Source organism: Halocola ammonii, from assembly GCF_049334165.1.
Taxonomy (GTDB): domain Bacteria; phylum Bacteroidota; class Bacteroidia; order Flavobacteriales_D; family Sanyastnellaceae; genus JBEGHD01.
This window is the reverse complement of sequence record NZ_JBEGHD010000004.1, coordinates 47078-68299: the sequence shown is the minus strand read 5'-3', so window position 1 is coordinate 68299 and position 21222 is coordinate 47078. Positions and strand designations below refer to the sequence as shown.

At 42.7% G+C, this 21222-nt stretch carries 24 protein-coding genes; 13 read left to right on the top strand and 11 right to left on the bottom strand.

Annotated features, from left to right (window positions below):
- The first annotated feature begins 1 nt into the window (after position 1).
- The 3 genes from ABHV44_RS05390 to ABHV44_RS05380 all read left to right on the top strand — a co-directional run bounded on the left by ABHV44_RS05390 (position 2) and on the right by ABHV44_RS05380 (position 1898).
- Positions 2-454 (top strand): hypothetical protein, encoded by a 453-nt coding sequence (locus ABHV44_RS05390; RefSeq protein ID WP_459073639.1) that lies wholly within the window; start codon positions 2-4, stop codon positions 452-454.
- 122 nt (positions 455-576) lie between these two features.
- Positions 577-1176, top strand: coding sequence for a SatD family protein (locus tag ABHV44_RS05385; protein ID WP_459073638.1), 600 nt, complete (start codon positions 577-579; stop codon positions 1174-1176).
- On the top strand, positions 1173-1898 hold the full coding sequence (locus tag ABHV44_RS05380; RefSeq protein WP_459073637.1) for a DUF3307 domain-containing protein: 726 nt from the start codon (positions 1173-1175) through the stop codon (positions 1896-1898). The genes ABHV44_RS05385 and ABHV44_RS05380 overlap by 4 nt, the downstream gene beginning before the upstream one ends.
- Positions 1899-1906: 8 nt before the next feature.
- Here ABHV44_RS05380 and ABHV44_RS05375 read toward each other — a convergent pair whose 3' ends face one another.
- The 4 genes from ABHV44_RS05375 to ABHV44_RS05360 all read right to left on the bottom strand — a co-directional run bounded on the left by ABHV44_RS05375 (position 1907) and on the right by ABHV44_RS05360 (position 7372).
- On the bottom strand, positions 1907-2545 hold the full coding sequence (locus tag ABHV44_RS05375) for a trimeric intracellular cation channel family protein (protein WP_459073636.1): 639 nt from the start codon (positions 2543-2545) through the stop codon (positions 1907-1909).
- A 137-nt stretch (positions 2546-2682) separates the two neighbouring features.
- Complete coding sequence (locus ABHV44_RS05370) at positions 2683-3039, bottom strand: four helix bundle protein (RefSeq protein ID WP_459073635.1); 357 nt, start codon at positions 3037-3039, stop codon at positions 2683-2685.
- Positions 3040-3221: 182 nt separating this feature from the next.
- Complete coding sequence (locus tag ABHV44_RS05365; RefSeq protein WP_459073634.1) at positions 3222-4445, bottom strand: pyridoxal phosphate-dependent decarboxylase family protein; 1224 nt, start codon at positions 4443-4445, stop codon at positions 3222-3224.
- Between the two features lie 350 nt (positions 4446-4795).
- Positions 4796-7372 (bottom strand): adenosylcobalamin-dependent ribonucleoside-diphosphate reductase, encoded by a 2577-nt coding sequence (locus tag ABHV44_RS05360; RefSeq protein WP_459073633.1) that lies wholly within the window; start codon positions 7370-7372, stop codon positions 4796-4798.
- Positions 7373-7761: 389 nt separating this feature from the next.
- Here ABHV44_RS05360 and ABHV44_RS05355 point away from each other — a divergent pair, with 389 nt between their 5' ends.
- Complete coding sequence (locus ABHV44_RS05355) at positions 7762-8649, top strand: bestrophin family protein (RefSeq protein ID WP_459073632.1); 888 nt, start codon at positions 7762-7764, stop codon at positions 8647-8649.
- Here ABHV44_RS05355 and ABHV44_RS05350 read toward each other — a convergent pair.
- From ABHV44_RS05350 to ABHV44_RS05340, 3 genes are all read right to left on the bottom strand, one after another.
- On the bottom strand, positions 8646-9146 hold the full coding sequence (locus tag ABHV44_RS05350; RefSeq protein WP_459073631.1) for a thiol-disulfide oxidoreductase DCC family protein: 501 nt from the start codon (positions 9144-9146) through the stop codon (positions 8646-8648). The genes ABHV44_RS05355 and ABHV44_RS05350 overlap by 4 nt on opposite strands.
- A gap of 33 nt (positions 9147-9179) precedes the next feature.
- The gene (locus tag ABHV44_RS05345; RefSeq protein WP_459073630.1) at positions 9180-9560 is read right to left on the bottom strand and encodes a hypothetical protein; all 381 of its coding nucleotides are present in this window, start codon (positions 9558-9560) and stop codon (positions 9180-9182) included.
- A gap of 165 nt (positions 9561-9725) precedes the next feature.
- Positions 9726-10136 carry a DoxX family protein gene (locus ABHV44_RS05340; RefSeq protein WP_459073629.1) on the bottom strand — a complete coding sequence of 137 codons (411 nt, stop codon included), beginning with the start codon at positions 10134-10136 and terminating at the stop codon, positions 9726-9728.
- A gap of 204 nt (positions 10137-10340) precedes the next feature.
- Here ABHV44_RS05340 and ABHV44_RS05335 point away from each other — a divergent pair, with 204 nt between their 5' ends.
- Positions 10341-10898 (top strand): hypothetical protein, encoded by a 558-nt coding sequence (locus tag ABHV44_RS05335; RefSeq protein ID WP_459073628.1) that lies wholly within the window; start codon positions 10341-10343, stop codon positions 10896-10898.
- Between the two features lie 75 nt (positions 10899-10973).
- Here ABHV44_RS05335 and ABHV44_RS05330 read toward each other — a convergent pair whose 3' ends face one another.
- Positions 10974-12458: a redoxin domain-containing protein gene (locus ABHV44_RS05330; RefSeq protein ID WP_459073627.1), complete on the bottom strand. Its 1485-nt coding sequence runs from the start codon at positions 12456-12458 to the stop codon at positions 10974-10976.
- A gap of 204 nt (positions 12459-12662) precedes the next feature.
- On the opposite strand from ABHV44_RS05330, the gene ABHV44_RS05325 reads away from it, so the two are divergent.
- The 5 genes from ABHV44_RS05325 to ABHV44_RS05305 all read left to right on the top strand — a co-directional run bounded on the left by ABHV44_RS05325 (position 12663) and on the right by ABHV44_RS05305 (position 15999).
- A complete protein-coding gene (locus ABHV44_RS05325) occupies positions 12663-13217 on the top strand; it encodes an NUDIX hydrolase (protein WP_459073626.1) in 555 nt (184 codons plus the stop codon).
- Positions 13207-13656, top strand: coding sequence for a hypothetical protein (locus ABHV44_RS05320; RefSeq protein ID WP_459073625.1), 450 nt, complete (start codon positions 13207-13209; stop codon positions 13654-13656). The genes ABHV44_RS05325 and ABHV44_RS05320 overlap by 11 nt, the downstream gene beginning before the upstream one ends.
- Positions 13649-14464 carry an SDR family oxidoreductase gene (locus ABHV44_RS05315; protein WP_459073624.1) on the top strand — a complete coding sequence of 272 codons (816 nt, stop codon included), beginning with the start codon at positions 13649-13651 and terminating at the stop codon, positions 14462-14464. The genes ABHV44_RS05320 and ABHV44_RS05315 overlap by 8 nt, the downstream gene beginning before the upstream one ends.
- A 61-nt stretch (positions 14465-14525) precedes the next feature.
- Positions 14526-15365 carry a hypothetical protein gene (locus tag ABHV44_RS05310; RefSeq protein WP_459073623.1) on the top strand — a complete coding sequence of 280 codons (840 nt, stop codon included), beginning with the start codon at positions 14526-14528 and terminating at the stop codon, positions 15363-15365.
- Entirely contained in the window at positions 15349-15999 is a 651-nt protein-coding gene (locus tag ABHV44_RS05305) for a hypothetical protein (protein WP_459073622.1), read from the top strand. The genes ABHV44_RS05310 and ABHV44_RS05305 overlap by 17 nt, the downstream gene beginning before the upstream one ends.
- Position 16000: 1 nt before the next feature.
- On the opposite strand, the gene ABHV44_RS05300 is transcribed toward ABHV44_RS05305, so the two are convergent.
- Entirely contained in the window at positions 16001-16441 is a 441-nt protein-coding gene (locus tag ABHV44_RS05300; protein ID WP_459073621.1) for a hypothetical protein, read from the bottom strand.
- Positions 16442-16445: 4 nt separating this feature from the next.
- Positions 16446-17342 carry a SpoIIE family protein phosphatase gene (locus ABHV44_RS05295; protein ID WP_459073620.1) on the bottom strand — a complete coding sequence of 299 codons (897 nt, stop codon included), beginning with the start codon at positions 17340-17342 and terminating at the stop codon, positions 16446-16448.
- 177 nt (positions 17343-17519) lie between these two features.
- On the opposite strand from ABHV44_RS05295, the gene ABHV44_RS05290 reads away from it, so the two are divergent.
- Positions 17520-18839 (top strand): alkaline phosphatase D family protein, encoded by a 1320-nt coding sequence (locus ABHV44_RS05290; RefSeq protein ID WP_459073619.1) that lies wholly within the window; start codon positions 17520-17522, stop codon positions 18837-18839.
- Between the two features lie 101 nt (positions 18840-18940).
- A complete protein-coding gene (locus tag ABHV44_RS05285) occupies positions 18941-19333 on the top strand; it encodes a VOC family protein (RefSeq protein ID WP_459073618.1) in 393 nt (130 codons plus the stop codon).
- Positions 19334-19347: 14 nt separating this feature from the next.
- Here the strand turns inward: ABHV44_RS05285 and ABHV44_RS05280 are convergent, their stop codons facing one another.
- Complete coding sequence (locus ABHV44_RS05280) at positions 19348-19851, bottom strand: GreA/GreB family elongation factor (RefSeq protein ID WP_459073617.1); 504 nt, start codon at positions 19849-19851, stop codon at positions 19348-19350.
- A 251-nt stretch (positions 19852-20102) separates the two neighbouring features.
- On the opposite strand from ABHV44_RS05280, the gene ABHV44_RS05275 reads away from it, so the two are divergent.
- Positions 20103-21212, top strand: coding sequence for a serine hydrolase domain-containing protein (locus tag ABHV44_RS05275; RefSeq protein WP_459073616.1), 1110 nt, complete (start codon positions 20103-20105; stop codon positions 21210-21212).
- Positions 21213-21222 lie beyond the last annotated feature (10 nt).

The window sequence follows — 21222 nt, the reverse complement described above, 5'->3', positions numbered from 1 at the left end:
AATGGGATCGCTTTTGTTTTTATCACTCGTGTCTGTGATTGGTGTTATGATGAGCTTTGCTTTCAGAGGCATCTTTCACAAAGTGATCACTATTGGATTGGCGGTTTCCGTACTGGCCTTCTTTGTCCCTTCCGTGATTGCAATCGATATCAGTTTTTGGCTTCTGTTGGCGATGGCACTCTGCACGCTAATCTATGGCATTTCTATGAAGGACATTACTGGAATTGAAAAAGCATTTATTAGCTCACTCGGCTTCCTTTTTACTGCCTATCAGGTGATGCAGTACTTTCACGCACCTGGCACTTCCTGGATCCTGGCTCTGATGATTGTTCCTCTCTTTCTATTCGCAATCATTCTTTTTCGTCATCACGAAAACCTCAATCGTTGGATTAGTTTTATGGTCATCTGGGTAGCCTTTGTCCTGGTCGATCTGGTGAATCTAATCATCGGTTAAGTAAAGTATCGGCTTTTTTGCCGAAATCCAATATTATCGTCTTATACAACGATACTTGCGTTTATCGCTTATTTAATCGATATTTGACGATATCGTATCCTCAAACGATAATCAAAAAAAATATGATCGCAGTTATCACAGGAGATATCATCAACTCTCAGAAAGCCAACCCAAATGAATGGTCTGAAGCACTTAACGATGCACTAAACCGCTACGGTACATCACCTCAAAACTGGGAAATCTATCGGGGCGATAGTTTTCAGCTAGAGCTCGAACCAGCTGAAGCTCTAACGTGCGCTTTCTATCTGAAAGCTGTGATCAAACAGTTCAAGCATCTCGACATTCGCATGGCCATTGGCGTTGGACAGAAAAGTCACAAGGCCAATCACATCACCGAATCAAACGGAACTGCATTTGTGCATTCAGGGCAATGCTTTGAGGAACTGAAGAAGAAGACACTTGCATTTCGATCTGAAAATAAAGCCACTAATGAAGAAATCAATTTGTATTTTCAGCTAGCTCTTCTAACGATCGACCGATGGCCAAACGCAGCTTGCCACGTTATGCAGGTAGTGCTCGAAAACCCGGAGTTGACGCAAACTGCACTTTCAGAAAAAATGAAAAAATCGCAGAGTACCATCAGTGAAAGCCTGAAAAGACTCGGATACGATGAGATGATGCTACTTAATGACCGATTTCAAAAACTCGTTGAAAAATTATGATTGCTCTACTTCTCAAGTTACTTCTGGCTCATGTTCTAGGCGATTTCGTGCTGCAGCCTGATAAGTGGGTTGAGAAAAAGAAAGATCGCAAAACCAGGTTTCCTTACCTTCTGCTCCACGGACTGGTGCACCTTGCTCTGTTGCTGGTCCTGCTCAAATTCAGTCTTGAGTATGCAATTGGAATTGCTGTGATCGTAGTTTCGCACTTGCTCATCGATTGGCTCAAACTGGAGTTGCAACGTTTCAATGGACGCTGGTTGTTTTTTGCAGATCAAGTCGCTCACATTGCGGTGATTCTGCTCGTAATCAGCTACTATTTCCAATTTTCTATTCCCTATCAAAACTTCTTGAACCCACAAACATTGCTGTTGACCCTGGCTCTTCTCACAGTCACTTTTGCCTCAGGAGTGGTAATGAGAGTTCTGACATCCCGGTGGATGATCTCTGAAGAGCAGGAAGGCGAATCGCTACCTGATGCCGGCAAATACATCGGTATGTTGGAGCGACTCTTTGTCTTCGGTTTCGTGGCGATGAATTACTGGGCAGGAATTGGATTTTTGTTGGCGGCTAAATCCATTTTTCGCTTTGGAGACCTCACTCGGGCAAAGGACAGAAAGCTAACAGAGTACATTCTTATCGGAACCTTACTGAGTTTTGGTATAGCTATTTTTATCGGTCTTGTTTACAACAAGTTAAAACTGATCATTTCAATAATAGCTTAAACATAAAATTACCAGTTCCACTTACCGTTTTCATCTACAATCGGTAGTGTGATTTTGTAGCGATGTGTTATGTGTCGAACCACAAAAACAAAGATGATCGACAGCGGTACGTAGATTCCTTTTGGCACATCCAGATAGTACAATGAAAAATACAAACCACCACCGGCTGCGCTCGCAATGGCGTAAATTTCTTTCCTCGTGAGGAGCATGGGTTTTTCTCCGGTGATGATGTCTCGAATCAAACCTCCAAAAGTTGCAGAAATAGTTCCCAAAGCGATACAAATAAAAATATTCAGATCGTAGCTCATGCCTTTTTCTATACCGGCTACCGTAAAAAGTCCCAAACCTGCAGCATCAAAAAGATAAACGAAGTAATTCATTTTATTCATGGCGGTGTTGAACAGTAAACTTAAAAGCGCACCTGTCACAATGGTAATGATCAAAATGCTGTTGTCCATCCAGTCGACTGGAGTGCTGCCAATTAGCGCATCTCTCACCGTACCACCACCAATCGCTGTAACAAAAGCAAGCACAAAAACACCAAAGATGTCGAACTTCTTCTTGATCGCCAAAGTAGCTCCCGACACGGCAAAAGCCAGAGTTCCTAAAATATCCAGGACACTAAAGACAGTGATTTCTATTTCCATGGGGCAAAATTAGAGGAAGATTGGAGATCCAGTAAATAATAAAACTGGAACTTCTGAATTGCCTAGCTGATTAATAAAATTCCAAATCTCAAATAGCAAATTCCAAATCAACAGAGCCGGAAGCACTTTGTCGAATGCTATTCTTTCATTTCCGTATTTCTAATTATTGCAGAAAGAATATTCTTCAGTTCATTGGCTTCCTGCATCAATCTGGAAATTTCCACATGGTGTTTTTCATTTCCTTCGAGAAGTAGCCTTAAAAAGAATATGCATTCCTTTGCTTCCTTCCTGGAAATCTTCGCCCTCATCAAAAAATCTTTCTGGCCTAACTTTTCATTCGCTTCAATGTAATTAGCTCCAACACTTCCTGATGCCCGAACTAACTGTTTTCCATCTTCAAAATTTACGGTGTTTCCTGGCAGTGAACGAACAAGACACCTCACGTCTTTGGCAAACAGAAAGGTTCGCTCTTCCAGATCATACTTTTTGCTCATAGAGTTAGTGTTTAGTGAGTTAAGAACTCTTAAAAGTAATGATCTTCAGCAAGATACCCCCCCCCACGAAAAGCTCTTAGAGTTTAACATTTCAAATATGGCGCTTGAAATTTGCTATTTGGTGCTTGTTATTTGGGATTTGGGTGCTTGTTGCTTGTTTTTTGGAGTTTGGTGCTTGGAATTTATCCCTTCAGCTTTTCCACCAAAGGAATCAACTTCTCTATCGTAACATGTGGCATCAGTACCACCTTGTACCAATTAGGCTTGTTGTGATCGTCCGGTACCAGACCGAACTCATCGGCAATCTCGGGAGTCACAAACTCAGAGCGAATTGTAACGATATTTGAGCACGGGTTTCTGTAATAGCGGATTTTAGCTTCATCCAGTTGCTCAACGAGCCACGAAGTTCTTTTCATCAAAACCAGCATTTTCTCTTCCCAACCATAGCGACCGTAGGTCATCAGAATCATCCAGACTGCAATGGCGTTAGCTCCAGAGCGACTCCCAATCATGGTGTAATCCTCACCCGCCACATAACTTGCTTCTTTGGTGTTGGCGTATTTCATCCAGTCTTTTCTAATCAAGAAAATTCCTGTTCCATAAGGCGCCTGAACCATTTTGTGAGCGTCAAGCGTCACCGAAGTCACGTGTGGATTTCTAAAGTCCAATTCATTGTCGGGGTTGGTAAATGGATAAACAAATCCTCCATAGGCTCCATCAACGTGGAGTTTAAACTCGCAACCTGTAGCTTGCAGAGCATCGATGTAAATCTGCGGATTGTCAACAGATCCAAACATTGTGGTCATCATGTTAGCCACCACGATGAAATATTTTTTCCCTTCTTGCTTCTTGTTTTCAATGACCTGGTCGAGATCATCGCGAAGCAGTTTCCTTTCATCATCAGACACTTTCACGCTTGCCATCCCAATTCCGAGAATATCGGCAGCCTTACTCATGGAGTAGTGAAAATCGTGCGAGCATAGAATGCAAATTTCTTCGTGCTTTGCATTTTTCTCTTCTCTAAAAAAGTTTCGGTAAATCCAGATGGCCTGCATGTTGGCTTCGGTTCCTCCAGAGGCAACGTAGCCGTCAAACTGTCCTTCATCGCCATTCAAAATATTTTCGGAGCAAAGGGCTATGAGCTCGCGTTCAATCTCCTGTGTTCCGCTGAAAAAAGATTCGGATTTTCCCAGGGTGTGGCAGCCGATGTGGTTTGGGTTGTGAATGAGTGTGGAGAGGAATGGAGCGTCTTTTAGGAATGGTGCATCCTGATAAAAAACCTGATTATCGAGGTGCGAACCTGGAATTCCCAGTGGGTTTTCGTCAAAAAAGTCTACGTTCTTGTCAAGGGCTTCAAAAACGCGTTTGTTGATCTCATCTTTACTCAGCTTTTTCCACTTACTCATTGTGCTACAATTTTATTTTTTGCAAAAGTAGCGGGTTGAGTTGAGGTAAAAAGAATTGAATCAGGATTTATTGGCTTTTCCTACTTTGGACAGAAACCCTTAGCCCTGGTCAATTTAAAAATATAAGTTGCCTTGAAGTTTCGACAGACACTTCGTAAAAAAGAAAAACCGGCCCTGGAACTAAATCCAAGGCCGGTTTTCTGTCATTCATTCATCTCTTTTTTTCGAGTGAAGCTGAGATATGAAATTTTTTAGCAAGGCTTGCGAAGATCAGCAAAGCGCAGTTTACCTTAGTAAATGAGCATTAGCTGATCGAGTGTAACGCAGCTAGAGGATTTCATAGCCAGCTTTTAAGAACATTTGCTGTGCCCGCAGCTCTTACAGTTCAGACACCCCTCTTCATAAACCAACGACTCTTCACCACACTGTGGGCAGGTTGAGCCTTCTACTTTAGTTCCCGTTGGGATGTATTTTTTCAAAGCTCTGATCACACCGTTTTTCCACGTGTTCAGCGACTCGTCATTCAGGTGCAGGTTGTCGACCATGTGAACCACGTCCAACAATGGCATTCCGTGACGAAGTACACCGCTGATCAGTTTCGCGTAGTTCCAGAAAACCGGATCGAACGAGCGCGAAAGACCTTCGATAGTCACACAGTAGCCGTCTTTGTCCTGGTAGCGGAAGTCGTAGCGGCTCTTGCCTGTTTCTTCATCGCGGTTCTTGATCACGTATCCTTCTTTCACTGAGCTCGGCAAGTGGAAAGAGTCTTCTGCTCTACCCGTGAATACTTCGTAAGGACGATCATTGAGCAATCCAACCACGGCAATCCACTTCTCCGAATTGTTATTAAAACGAACCACGTCAGAAGCCAATGACTTAGGACGCTCAGGAGCTTTTGTTTCTACTACAGTTCCTTCTTCATCCACGTCTTTCTTTTGGTCAGAAACCAAAACTCCAGAACGGGAACCTTCGCGGTACACGGTGATTCCTTTACATCCACTTTCCCATCCAGTTTGGTAGATCTCACCTACTTTTTCTTCGGTGATATCTTCCGGGATGTTCACAGTTACACTAATTGAGTGATCTACCCATTTTTGAACAGTTCCCTGAAGGCGAACCTTGTTTACCCAATCAACATCACGAGCTGTAGCTCCATGATAGGGAGATTTTTCAATGAGTTCGTTCAGCTTTTCTTCTGGCCAGTGGCGAACTTCATCGAGCTCGTAGCCTTTGCTTTCCAGCCATTTTGCAAACTGGTGGTGGAACACAGCAAATTCTTGCCAGTGATCACCCACTTCGTCAACGAAGTCAGTTCTCACGTTTTTGTCGTTCGGGTTGATCTTCTTTCTGCGCTTGTAAGACACCATAAAAACAGGCTCAATTCCCGAAGTCGTTTGCGTCATCAAGCTGGTGGTTCCCGTTGGCGCGATGGTGAGTGCGGCAATATTTCTACGACCGTACTTTTTCATGTCGTCAAGCAAACCAGGCTCTGCATCGTCCAGACGCTGAAGGAATGGATTATCAACTTCTTTTTTCCAATCGAATACTCCAAATGCACCTCTGTCTTTAGCGAGGTTAACTGATCCGCGGTAAACTGAAACAGCTAGTGTTTTGTGAACTTTCTCTGCAAACTCGATAGACTCCTCAGACCCGTAGCGAATTCCGAGTGCAGCCATCATATCTCCTTCACCAGTGATACCAATTCCGGTTCTGCGACCGTTGATGCACATTTTGCGAATCTTGTTCCAGAGGTCGAGCTCAGTTCTTTTGATTTCTTCAGTTTCTGGGTCTTTTTCGATTTTATTAATGATCGCATCGATTTTCTCAAGTTCGAGGTCGATGATGTCATCGGCAATTCGCTGCGCAAGACGCGAGTGCTCTTTGAACTTCTCAAAGTCGAACACTGCATTTTCAGTAAACGGATCTTCAACATAGCTCAAAAGGTTGATCGCGAGAAGACGGCATGAGTCGTAAGGGCAAAGTGGAATCTCACCGCATGGGTTAGTCGACATCGTTGTGAAACCTTCATCAGCGTAGCAATCCGGAATAGACTCACGAACGATGGTGTCCCAGAAGAGGATTCCTGGCTCTGCAGAAGACCAGGCGTTGTGAACGATTTTCTCCCAAAGTCTGCGAGCGTCTACTTCGTTTTCATAAGTAGGATTGTCAGAATTAATCGGGAAACGCTGTTTGTATTTTTCGCCTTTCATGGCGGCTCTCATAAACTCATCATCGATTCGCACAGAAACATTGGCACCGGTTACTTTAGTACCGTCCATTTTAGCATCGATAAAACGTTCGGCATCCGGATGTTTCACAGAGATGCTGAGCATCAGTGCACCTCTTCTTCCATCCTGAGCTACTTCGCGAGTGGAGTTGCTAAAACGCTCCATAAAAGGAACAACTCCGGTTGCAGTGAGCGCAGAGTTCATAACAGGAGAACCAGCAGGACGGATATGAGACAAATCGTGACCTACTCCTCCTCTTCTTTTCATCAACTGCACCTGTTCTTCATCTGTCTTCATGATTCCACCGTAAGAATCACTCTGTCCGTCATTCCCAATTACGAAACAATTCGAAAGCGAAGCCACCTGAAATTTGTTTCCAATTCCGGTCATCGGGCCACCCTGTGGAATGATGTATTTGAATTTTTCGAGAAGGCTAAAAATATCCTCTTCAGAAAGTGGCTGAGGATACTTACTCTCAATTCTTGCAATTTCTTTTGCCATGCGTTTGTGCATGTCATCTGGAGTGCGCTCGTAAATATTCCCGTGAGAATCTTTAAGTGCGTACTTGTTTAGCCACACGCCAGCAGCGAGTTCGTCACCTTTAAAGTATTCCGTGCTCGCTTTCAATGCTTCTTCATAAGAAGTTATATCACTCTGTGTCTTAGTGTTCACCGTGTTTTCCAATGTTCCTGTGCTCATAATATTCCGATTTTTAAGTGCGTTTTGGGAGGGTTAAATCTATCACATAAGTTCCGACTAAACACCATCGAAAAATGGCTGGAAGACGTAAAACATTCCACAAATTTCTGTTAATATCGTCTACAGGTTAACTCCCATCTGAGGTTCAGAATTTAGACGAATGGTTTCAAAATGGGCCATATTTTTATCAACGTAGGTGTTGATTATTTTCTGTCTTGAATCAGTTGGATTTTTCGGTTCCAATGTTTATTAAAAGAGTAACTATTTCGGCTACTCCTTTCTACTCCTCAAATTTTGAAGTGAGAAAATCGATCTTTTGGTTTTTATGAAAATTCTGACGCTCCCCAACAGGGATTCTCATTAACTCTCCTTCTTTATATTTGCTGGCTATGGTAGTTTACGATCCACGCTCCTGGTTTGGACTGATTTTTCAGTTTCACAAGGCCGACACTTTCCGCACACTCTTTTGGGTAATGGTCGCCATTGGCGCTTACACCCTCGCAGTTATTTATGTCGAACTCGAAGTTCTCAAAATTGAGTTCCGGTCAACCACCATTGTACACTCCCTCCTGGGGTTCGTCATCTCTCTGCTTTTGGTTTTTAGAACCAACACTGCTTACGATCGCTGGTGGGAAGGTCGCAAGCAATGGGGTGCTTTAGTAAACGTAAGCCGAAATATCGCTTTTAAGATTGATCGATTCATTTCAGACGAAAACGCAAAAGAAAAAACAGAGCTCGGTCAAATGGTGGGCGCCTACCCTTCCGTTTTAAAAGATCACCTGAGGTTCGAAAGTCACTCTACGCTCACCTCCCATCTGCCCAGTTTTATGAGCGCTCCCAGACAGGGGACTCACGTGCCCAATTATCTGGCAAACGAAATGCAAAAGCGCGTGAGAAGAATTCAAAAGAAAAACGAAATAAGTGAAGCGGAACACCTCGCACTACTGAATGACCTCGGTAAGTTCACCGATATTTTGGGCGCTTGTGAGCGAATATTGAAAACGCCCATTCCATATACGTATAACATCTTCATCAAAAAATTCATCTTCGTCTACATCATCACACTTCCATTTGGATTCGTAACGGACTTTGGCTATTGGACTATCCTGATAACCGTTTTCATTTTCTACACCTTCGCCAGCCTGGAGCTGATTGCAGAAGAAATTGAAAATCCATTTGGACTCGACTCTAATGATCTTCCAACTGATGATTTGGCTGTAACTATCTCCAAGAATGTAAGTGAGATCTTAAGACCGGATGATGAAATTGTAGGCTAGATCAAGCTGATTATAGCAATCACAGCAAGAGCAAAAGAAATGTACAACAGCCAAAAAGGTTGAAGGTGCTCTGGATCGCTGCCAAAAGCAAACTTGCTTAGTTTCAAAAAGAAAGGTCGATTCTTGGTGACCATTCTGTAGGAGCGATCCATCAGCTTTTTAAACCAGGACTTTTGTTCGTACCACTTATCTAACCACGGATGCTTGCCTGCGTGTTTCAAGCTTCTAAAGGCAGACTTAGGGCCTCCGTGTACGCTGCCATCCGGTTCTATCCAGCGTGAAGCTAACATAAATGCGCGCCTGGGAATATCAGGGAATTCATCAGCCGACTTCTGAAAGGTTTTAAACTCTGCCTTATCACCAAGATTTTTCTTCCAGTTCGCAATCCAGTAAGCACAAAAGCCGCATTGCCCATCCCAGACCATTACTGGTTTCTCCTTAGGTGGGTGATCTGTGTGATTGGGTTCTTGATACATAGAACAAAAAAAGGGCTGCAAGAGCCCTTTAGAAATTATTGATTAAATGAGCGCCTAACTCATTTTAATAAGATTCGCATCGATGTTGTGAGCTGTGATCAGCTCTCTGGTAAATTTCATTTGTCCGTAAGGGACCAAAATGTGAAATGAACCATTTTTGATTTTGCTCATCATGCTGAGAAGCTTCCATTTGCTGATGAGCTTATCTTCCTCATCTGTTTTTTTAGCAATCTCAAAATAAAATTTACGATCGTTTTTTGTGGCAGTGATGTCTGGAGTGTATGAAGTCTCTGATTCTTGTTGCTGAAAAGCAGCAGGAGTTTCATAGCCTTCGCAATCGGCTTTTATGTCATCAAATCCCTTAGCCTTCACAATATCCAAAGCTTTGCTAAGAGCTTCATCATACTTCTCATCTGTCCTGGTTTCCTTGAGCATATCAAATTTATTCGTCAAAAATTAATGAAGTAAATATATTAATTAAACTGTTATTTAAACGAAATGGTTCATACGAAAATTGTCTGAAGGCCGTTCAGAAAGGTTGTCGCACTGCGTTTAACTCCTTGATTAAGCGTGAGTAAAAACAATGTAAACGCATTCCGCCTACTTTTTCAAAATTAAGTTGTCGATGGAGTATTTTCCCGGTCCGACCAGGTAAAGAAAGAAGTAAGGAACGAGATACAGAAGTCCGACTTCTTGTTTTGAAAACGGGTCATCTCCATGGACAAGTAGCACGGCTACGAGCATCGTTGCTATTAGAAAGATGAGAGCAGTTCTTGTCAGTAATCCAACAGCGAGTAGGAATGAGCAAAAGACTTCTGCAAAGATCGCGAGAATCAAGGTTACCGAACTATCCATCCCAAATATTTCTGGAAAAGAATCCTTTCGTTGCGCGAATGAATTGAGTTTCGGCATTCCGTGACCAAAAGCCATCATGGCACCAAGTGCCAGCCTCACAATTAGAAGGGGAAAGTCAAGTGAGAGTCTGCGCGAGGAGATGAAATATTTTTGCATTACACGTTGCGGTTTCAGATGATTCTTCAAAGATCTGATTTCTATACGGCCCTTGTAGCAGTAGGTTAATTAGTTTCGAAGATAGTTTTAAACACCCTCTCTCTTGGCACAGTTTCAAAGATCTAAGTGTTAGGATTTTCTGCGGCTCTGTTACCTTTGGCACAAATTTTATTGCATCTTCACCCAAACGAAAAATTGAGCACCATGAAAAAATTCACCTCAACCATTCCCCTTTTGGTATTATTCGCCCTGGCTACTGTTTTTGCTGCATGCTCGAACAACAGCCAATTTGGGCAGAAAGTAAAAGAACCATTTTCGGGAAGTAAATACGAATCAAACAATCGCTTCTTCAGAGCTGTGGGAAAAGGTGACAGCCGAGATGAAAACGTGGCCAAAAACAAGGCCGACTTGCAGGCTAAAGCCGAACTGGCAAAACAGGTTAACACAAATGTAAAAGCTGTGGCCGATCAATACCTTATGGAAACCGAAGTAGATAATGCCTCCGAAATCAACGACAAGTTTCAGAGCCTCACCCGCGAGGTGACAAACACTTCTATTTCGGACCTCAGAAAAATTGGTGAAGAAAAGTATTACGATGCCGAGAAAGATAAATACACCGTTTACATCGCTTACGAAATCAAGAAAAATGCAATGTTTCGTTTCTTGAAAAAGCAAGCCAGGACTGACAAACGCATCAGTGAAGCTGAACGAAAAACCATCGAAGAAATCATCGACAGAGAATTGGAAAAACTGGAAGACTAATCCTCTGCGACTCTTTAAAACTAAAAAGCCGGACCTCAATCGAGATCCGGCTTATTTATTCAAAAGTATTTTATTCTACTCTTCTTCTTTTCTGGCCTGACCGTCACCAATCATGTTGGTCATCATCTCATCGAGCTGCTCTGTGCTGAGTTGTTTTGCAATAATCTTTTTGTCTTTGTCGATCAGGTAAATCTTTGGAGTGCTTTGCACATCAAAAGTTGAACGGAAGTTGAGACTCTTTATGTTCGTTATCCCCGAACGAATCAAAACCATTGCGCTGTCGCGCTCATTAATCTCTGGATTATCACTTACGTTAACCCACTCTGTGAGCCCCTTCTTCCGGATAAATTTCATCCAGTCTTCGTTCTCAAAATCGTTACCTATGGCATAAACCTCTACTCCCTTATCCTTCCACTTCTCATAGAACTCGGCCAGTTTCGGCATTTCCTTTTTACAGTGTCCACAGCTCGACTCCCAAATTACAATGGCTGTGTAGTCTGCATCGAGATCGTAGAGCGAAACCCAGTTTTGTCCGGTAGTATCTGGAAGAATAATGTTTGGAACCACCTCACCACAAAGCGTATTCTCTTTGCTTTCAGCAGACTCAATGATTTCGGCAAGCTTGTCTTCTTTCATCCACGTTGCCTCGCCTGTCTTGTAGTACTGATTCACCATGCACACAAAAGCTTTGTCCATGCACATGATTTTTGAAGATCCGGCATTAAAAGTTATGAAGTGCACTACATATTTAAACATCTCATCATTTCCTCGTACCCGCTCAACCAATGCCGGACCTCTTTGGCAAATTGTATCCGGATTTTGTGGAAGCACTTTATTAAAGTATTTATCGAGCAGCGTATGGAACTGCTGATCGCGAACCAATCTCGGATCGTCCAGATCAGTATTGTCCCAATAATGATTCTTGTAGTAATCGTACTGCCATTGCTTTTTATCTTCTACTCCTTCGGGAACATCATCAGGCACGCGGATATCCTGAGTCATGTTGAGCATCTTGCCAACGAGCTTGTCACCGTGATTATCGATCAACTCTTTTTGGTAAGAAATCACTTCATTATTTAAGTCAGCAAATGCCTTTTCAGCTTTTCTTTTCTGCGATTTTGTAAGCGTTGAATCATTGAGTACTGTCTCCAGCGGACCGCGCTCTTGTTGCTTTTCTCTGATGAAATTGATGTACTCGTAAAAGATGCGGTTGTTTACAGACTGCACTACCTCCATATCTCCAATCATGTCGGTGGTTGATGTGTGCATTTCCAGTGGTTTACCGGTCACCAGGATGTCAAAATATTTTGGTCCTGGCAGCACTACGGCATACTTCCCGCCATCTTCATAAGACTTACCTTCAAAAGAGAAGTTACCTTCTGCATCAGCATAGGTTGTATCGTTGTAATAGAGTTTGTTTCCAAGGTAATTGGCGAGGTAAATTGTGTCTTTCGACACTCCATCAACCTGAAACTTCAATTGGTAATCGCTGCTCTGAGCAAAAACTGAGTTTGCTGCACAAACCATCAAGAAGCCGAAAACCAATTTTTGCAATCTCATTGTCATATTATCATTTTTTATTCATTCACTGAAAATCACCCGGGTTGCCCAAATAGCTTGCCAGATGACCGTGAAAGTAAAGTATAAGTTGTACTGCGAAATTAAAATTAACAAATATTTAAGCCCTGTTTTGAGCATGATGTTCTGCACAACTTTTCTTCAAAAACATGCATAGGAATTTTGGTGTTGTACCTTTCGATCGATATGAATATCTCTTTACCGAAATACTGTTCTGTTTGTGGAAGCTCCGAAGTGATCCCAGAGGTACCTGAGGACGACAATCGAAAAAGAGCGGTTTGTCAAAACTGCTCCACGATTCACTACGAGAACCCAAAAATCGTGGTCGGATGCCTGGCCACCTGGAAAGATAAAGTACTAATGGCGAAACGAGCCATTGAACCTCGAAAAGGCCTTTGGAATCTTCCTGCCGGATTCCTCGAGCTGGGCGAATCTGTGGAGGAAGGAGCAGCACGTGAAGTTCTCGAAGAAACCGAGGCAGAAGTGGAAATCAAACAACTGCATACCATTTATAACCTGGTACACGTCAGTCAGGTCTACATGCATTTTTTGGCTGAAGTAAAAGACGGAAAATTTGGCTGCGGCCCTGAAAGTTCTGAGGTAGAGCTCATGACCCGGGCGGAAATTCCCTGGGATGAAATTGCTTTCAGCTCAACTGCCTACGCTTTAAAGAAGTTTTTTGACGATCCCGATTACAAAGGAGTCCACATCGGAGGGTGGATCGAAGGCCATGAAGATTAGATTAGAAACACTGGTAGATTGCCCTTTTGAAAAAGTGAAGGACAACTTTGGAGAAGACCTTTTTAACTACCTCGCCCCTCCTCCATTTATTGCATCGAGCGAAGCCTACGAAGGAGACAACATTGGTGATCAAATCATCATGAAGTTTCACTTACCTTTCCCCGGAAAATGGATCTCTGAAATCACAAGCAGAGACGAAACTAAAGATCGATATCAGTTTGAAGATCTAGGTGTTAAGCTACCTTTAGGATTGGCCTCCTGGCATCACAAACATATCGTGGAAAAAGTGAACGAGAGACAAACAAAAATTGTAGACGACATGAATTTCACAGTGAAAAACTGGATTTTGAAAATCCCTGTTTACCTGGGACTCTACTCAGGGTTCGCACCACGGAAATTCAAGTATCGATCCTACTTTAAAAAGCTTAAGAATGAATAAAACAATTACGATAATCGGTTGTGGCTGGCTCGGATTGGAGCTGGGAAAAGCACTTGTGAAAAAGAATTTCAAGGTGAAAGGAACTACAACGAACAAGGAGAAGCTAGAAACTTTAGGGTCTCACGGAATAAAAGGCAGTGTGCTAAGTCTGGGGCACAAATTTGATGGTAACTGGGGCGACTTGCTCCAGACAGATGTGGTTGTGGTCGATATTCCACCGAGTATTTCTCCACAAAACCCAGAACTTCCACTGCGACAAATTCGCGATGCCATCAGTCATTCGAAATGCCAGCGAGTGATTTACACCAGTGCCACCTCCGTTTACCCTTCACACAACTCTACCGTCACTGAAAAAGACGCGAAGTACATCGAAAGCCCTCATTCGGGAACTGTCATGCTTGATCTCGAGGATGTGTTTACAGACAGCGATGGTTTTGACACGACAGTTTTGCGACTGGCTGGACTTGTCGGTGGAGATCGGTTGCCCGGAAAAAGCAGAGCTGGAAAATCCGTGAAGAATGGCGGAGCTCCAATGAATCTGGTTCACAGAAGCGATGTGATAAACGCGATTGAAGCAGTCATCAATCAGGATTACTTTGGTGATGTGTTCAATGTTTGTGCTGACGCTCACCCTACAAGAAAGGAGTTTTACACAACCGTTGCTCAAAAGCTCAACCTCGAACTTCCAGTTTTCGAGGACAACGAAAAAGGCGATTTTAAGATCGTGAGCAACGAGAAAATCAAAAAAGAAATCGGTGTGAAATTCGGTGAGATTTTGAGAGAAAGCGACTTCAAAGAGACTGCCTAGCTTTTTAAAGGAAGACGGTTATGGAATTTTTCAGCGGATTTCATCCTATTGATAAAAACGCATGAGGCACTTCCTTAAAATCTGGTTATTGGCTATCACTGCCTTGCTGTCGCTCTCGGGCTGCTACCGCTTTGGAAGGCAAATTCACACAAAAGATGGGTACTCTAAAGTGCCGCAACAACAAGGAAAACTGGCTGTAGATTTACTCGTGGAAAAGGTCGGGCAAAATACTTTTCAGATTTACTGGGAAGACACTCTTGACCAAAGTGAATACGAGTTGAATGTTTTCCCTCTCGGGCCGAACTACGAAAGGGCCTGTGCCGGCAATTCTGAAAACGTGAATTCAATCATCGTACAATCTGATAAGGCTGAGATAGAACTTATCATTAGATCAGCACCAAAAGTTCCTTTACCTCAGACGGAACACTCTGACAATAAACTAGTCGCTATTGATATTCAGAAAGTGGGAAACGCCTACAGACACCGCACAATAAATCAAATCGAGTACGAACCTATTGTGTTAAAACTCGAAGACGGACTAAAGGCCTCATATGAATTGGAGTCTAGTAGAGATGTGTTTCTGATTCATCATGCTCCGATGAATGAAGGACCTTTTATGCCTAGGTTAGGTCCTTCTGACGATCTTCGAATTTTTCGAAATGACAATTACTACATCGATGTGAACACCGGCAAAATCAGAACTGGGAAGGCCTGGCTTCACCTACTAGGCTTAAAGAAATTCATGGGTCGATCATTGAGGGTGGTACATCCTTACCATCAATACCTAGCGAAAGATGGAAAGAAAGTCTTGGGGAAAACCTTAATTGAAGATAAGTTCGCAGATATGACTCAGTTCAATTACTCACTTTTTAATATTACTGCGTATGAATTTCCGTACTAGCCAACTTTTTTTGATCCTGGCTTCATTGAGCTTTTTTGCTTGCCAAAACAATAGTCAGCTCGAGATTGAAAAGGTGGAAGAAACTTTTGTGAGCCGCGAAGGAGCAAAAGTCTACTTCTCTTATCCGAGAATTGAATCTGGGCCAGCTGACAGCATAAAAGTGGTGCTCAACGAGTGGATGAAAAACATTGCAGAGTTAAGAGAAAAGAAAGTTGCAGAAAAAGAATTCACCAAGTCTGAAGCAGACATCGTCTACGAGTACTCCATACTTTTTCAAAACGATTCTCTTTTGAGCCTCGAAAACCGAACAATTTATCAGGCTTCAACAGATCAAAACGTACCGATTGTTTATCGGCCAATCATAATGAATCATCAAAATGGAAATGGTTACATCGCTCCAGAATCCTTGTGGCCAAATTTTGAACGATCGAAACTCATTCCCTACCTGGAAAAAACGATGTCGAGCTTTCACTACAAACCGAACATGAATGCTTACAAGGAAGGATCCGGGTACCTTTTTTCTTTTGCGATGACGGAAGACTCACTAATTGTTTACCCCGGAAATGAAGGAGAATTCTTTAGTTACGACAGGCTGCCAATTGCCTTTTCCGAACTTCAAATGGACACAAATTAAGTTAGTTGCGAATGCAGTCTTCGATGGAATCGAAGTATTGAATATCGAGTTTGTCAAACGGAAAGTTGGGGTGTGACTTTTCAATTGATGCTCTACCCGCCTCTACAGCTTTTTTGAACCAGCCTTCTTCAGGCAAAATTTTTCGGTGAACAGTTAGTCCAAATTCCATCAGTTTTTGTTTCCATTCTACAAAATACCACTCCATAGTGGGCTGATGAAAAGCTCTTAGAGAGCGCTTGTCAAAAATGAATTTATTGATCTTGTGCTCCTTGATTACAGGAGTCATCTTTTCAAAGAAATCTACGAATTCCTCTACAGGAAGGTAGGTTGCTCGTGTTTCGCAAATCAGAAATTTGTTTTCGTCATCGCGAAAGCACTTAAAATATTCATTTTGCATTTCCAGATGCATTTTAAAAGTTGATGTTGTTTCGTTCGTTTTCATAAGGTCAAGCCAGTTCGAAGCCAATTAATAGGATATCATCTGTTTGTTCCTCACCTTCCATCCATTGATCCAGACTTTGAAGAATTTCCTCTTTCTGCTCCCTCAGATTTAGTTTTCGGGTTTTAAAAAGCAACTCTCTTAGTCTCCGAGCCAAAAACTTTTTATTTCGCGGACCTCCAAATTGGTCCACAATGCCATCGGAAAATAAAAAATATCTATGACTCTTACCAAGCGGCACGCTGACTGAAGATTTCAACGAAAGGTTCTTGTTTCCTATATAAGCAGAGTCACCTCGCAACGAATGAACTCCATCGGTGTCAGTATAAATCAATGACTGCCGGGTCCCATTAAAGCTGAGTGTCTTTTTTACTTTGTCATGTATGATTACACCAATGTCCAGACCGTGATGCAAGTCCTTCTTTTCCACTTCATGCCTTTTGAAGTAAGAACAGAATTGATTGTTGAAATCAGTCAGTAACTCTTTAGGATCGGAATATTCGGACCCGTCTATTACTGCATCCATACTAAAGCTGGCTACCATAGACAATAAAGCTCCCGGAACGCCATGTCCAGTGCAATCCATTGAGGCGAGGTAAGTATACTTTTCAGTTTCTCGCAACCACACGAGGTCTCCTCCAATTACATCTCGAGGTTTGTTAATTAAGATAGCATCTTTGAAGGCATTCCTGATCTTAGTTTCGGCAGGCTGAATGGAACTTTGAATGATGGAAGCAAAACTCAAGCTTCGATTGAACTGCTTGTTGTAGGTTTCTAACCGTTCCTTTTTATCCTTCAGATCAGACTCTACTTCAGACATATAAGAGGTGGTCATCTCGAGCATCTGCTCCAGTGAAGCGACCTTTTGTTCTAAAGCAGTTTGATCTTTAAATTGGGTGGGCATCCGAAATATTAGAGTTAGCTGTTAAGTTCGATTTAACGGGAGAAACTGGAGAAAGTTATCAGATATTCGGAGGAGATTTTAAACAGCTGATAGTCAAACTATTTTAAAATTTCATATAGGCAGAACCAAACTATTTCGTTTCATTCCTTTTTATTTGACCTGAGAAAAATAAAACTCATGAAGTACATTCGGCTGGTCATCCTTTTCATATGCTTTGTTCCGCTCTTTTCAAATGCTCAAACCGAAGCACTACGTGCCGGACCTATGCTCACTTTTACAGAAATGCGAGAAGTTGGTGTTTGGCTCCAAACTCGTGAGCCTTCTACCGTGATGATTGAATACTCCAACCCCGTTGCAGAAAGTTCGTTTACAACTCGCACCAAAGAGATTGTAACGACAGATGAAAACTTCGGGATTGCAAAATTCGAGATCGGTTTGCTGGAACCGGGAACAACTTACAGCTACACGATCTATCTAAATGGTTCTCCAATAGCTTCTGAATCTCCTCTGACTTTTACCACTCAACCTCTTTGGCAGCAACGTACAGGCCCGCCCAACTTTTCATTGGCTATTGGCAGTTGCGCATATGTGAACGAAAAGAAATACGAGTGGCCAGGAAAGCTCTATGGGAGTGGCTATGAGATTTTCGAATCGATTTATGAAAAGAGACCCGATGCTATGCTCTGGCTCGGAGACAATGTTTATCTCAGGGAGCCTGACTGGTACTCGAGAAGTGGAATTTTTCATCGTTACTCCCACACAAGGAGTCTGCCTGAGTTACAACCGCTTTTGGCTTCTTGTCCACACTACGCCATTTGGGACGACCACGATTTTGGTCCGGATGACTCAAACGGAAGCTTTGTGCAAAAAGACCTCACCAAAGAAGCGTTCAATGCCTTTTGGTCTGACGACTACATGATTTTTCCAGATGGCGGAATCACGCAGCAATTTCGATTTGGCGACATGGATTTTTTTCTGCTCGACAACCGCTGGTGGAGAACGGATCCAGATCTGGCTGAAGGCAAAAAACAAATGCTTGGAAAAGAGCAAATCGACTGGTTGATCCTCGCTTTGAAATCGAGCAGCGCACCATTCAAATTTGTAGCCGTTGGCGGACAGGTTCTCAACGACCATGTGGTTTACGAAAACTACTCGAACTTCGCAAAAGAGCGAGAAGAGCTTTTGAAAAGGATTGATGAAAACAACATTCAAAATGTCATTTTTCTTACCGGAGATCGACACAAAACAGAGTTGAGTAAATTGGAAATGGAAAATGTGACACTCTACGATTTCACTTGCTCTCCACTCACTTCCAAAGCTTATGATTTTAACAACGAAAAGAATTCGCTGAGTCTGGAAAGAACTCAGGTTGCGCAACGCAACTTCGGAATTCTCGAGTTTTCAGGAACAGAGGAAAACCGCAAAACAACGATTAGAGTTTTCGACTCAGAAGGTGAAGAGCTCTGGTCAGAAGAAATATTTACCGTTCGACAGTAATTTCTTCCGCTAACCATTTTATTGAAAAGCTCTTCGAGAAAACGAAGCTAAAACTGAACGGGTCTGTAAATTTGACGGCAAACAAACACCGTCAACCAATCATGAAAAGTTATCTGGGAAGAACCATCATCCTGGTTCACGACTATCAGGAAGCTTTTAACTTCTATCGTAAGTGCTTTGGTTTCAATGCCATTTTCGACTACACCACCACAGATGGCAATCGCTACTTACATATCGGGACAGATCCTCAGGACTCTTGTGGAATTTGGTTTCTCAAAGCTCAGTCCGAAGAACAGAAAGCCAGAGTGGGCAATCAAACCGCTGGAATGCCCCTAATGGTGATTTACACGACAGACCTCGATGAGCTCTACGAAAAGCTAAAGAAATACAACGTGGAAATTGTAGATGATCCTAAAGAACAGGCTCAGTTCAAATACTTTCACTGCCTCGACCTCTATGGCAACGAACTGATTCTAACTGAGCTCAAGGATTGAGTTGTTTTGAGGTGCTACTCGTATACGATTTCTGTGATTTTCAATTTTTCTTCATCACCACCAAATCGGAATGTGACGATATCACCTTCATTCTTTCCATTTAGAACTTTGGCAATAGGAGCTACGAAAGCAATCTTTCCTTCTTTCACGTTGGCTTCGTCAACGCCAACAATCTTGAAAATTCGCTCATCACCGTTTTCAGTGTTTTCCAGTTTTACGGTTGCGCCAAAGCGCACTTCGTCCCTGGGTTGTTCAGAAGGTTGGATCACACGAGCACTGGAGATTCGCGCATTAAGCTGTTCTAGCTTGCCATTCACAATCTGCAATTCTCTCCTGCTTTCACCGTCATCTTTGGCTGAAAGTTGGCCGCGTTCTTTATCCAATTCTTCGCGTTCTTTCTTTAGCTCTTGCAATCCAGTTGGGGTGACATAATTTGTGACACCGGGAGGCAGTGCTGCGCGATTCGGAATTATTGGCGGTTCTCCACTATCATCTTCTTTTACAAATGCTCTGCTCATGATCTTATCAATTTCGTTCTCTAAAGCATGCTGACAAAATGCGAGTCGAATTGTTTTGTTCAACCCTATATTTCGCACACTTTGCTTTGGGCCAGCAGCGAATTTACGAAACTCACAGGCATTTAATTGAGTAATTCACATGTTATAACTCTTGCTAAAACAGTTCAAAACCAAAGTTCGATTCGTTTTCGAAAAGTAAAAATTATAGTAGTTTCACCGCTTAATTTTCGAAGTGTGTGAAAGCTTAGCCGATGAGGTCTATTTTTGCCATCCTTATTCTGTTTCTTTTCTCTGGAAGCACTGTCAGCGGCCAGTCCTGGGGGAATTCTGTTCAAGAAATTTTGCAAGCACAGTATTCTCAAAACAACTTCGAAGGATTAGTTTTGCTGGCTGTAGACCACCAACCGAAACTGGAATGGTCTTGTGGGTTTGCCAATAGAGACTCCGGAAAGGTACTCGACATAAACACCAGGTTTGCACTGGGTGAAATCACACAATATCTTACAGCATTAGAAATTTTGATTTTGGTCGAAGAGGAAAGAATTTCGCTTTCCGACACAATCTCAACTTTGTTGCCGCATCTTAGCCTTCCTCGCGGGAACCTTACAACCGTAGAGCATTTATTGAGACACACCAGTGGCTATCCTCAGGAGCTTGAAGCCAGCTACGCTATGCGAAACAGTCCCAGAATAATTATCGAGCGGGCACTGGAAGATAAAAAGCGAATAGCCAAACTTGGAACCTACACAAAGAGCAACCTTAACTATCTCCTGCTCGGAATGATCATCGAGGAAACTACAGCTCAATCCTGGAAGGATGCCATGAGCGAAGATATCATCGGCAAGCTGTCACTCGAAAATACCGGCTTTTTGAAATGGGATGAATATCCCGAAAACTGGGCTGATGGTCACACTCACACTGATTCATCTGGATGGAGTTCAATAAACCTCAGTCATATCGAAAACTACTTCTCTGCTGGCGCCATGTATTCCACTGTAAAAGATCTTTTGTTGATAGACAAGGCTATTCAATCGGGAAAGCTACCAAACCCAATGGATCTATGGACAAGAGGAATCTCTACAAAATACCCGAAGGAAGACCTGGCGGGTTTTCGAGCTTTCAATTATCCTTTTTCGATCGACAATCCGCTACTGATTGAGCGCTACAGCAATTTTAGCGGAACTCAGGTCGCCTGGATTTACATTCCATCATCGGGTTCCACAATCGTGATCATGTCCAACGTGCCTCATACAGATTTGCATTCTTACGGCAATCTGGCCAACATCAAAGAACAACTCATTCTAAAAATGACCTCTTGCGGTGACTATCATATCGAGCCGTGTGAGGATCAAATACGCTAGGACCTGTCTC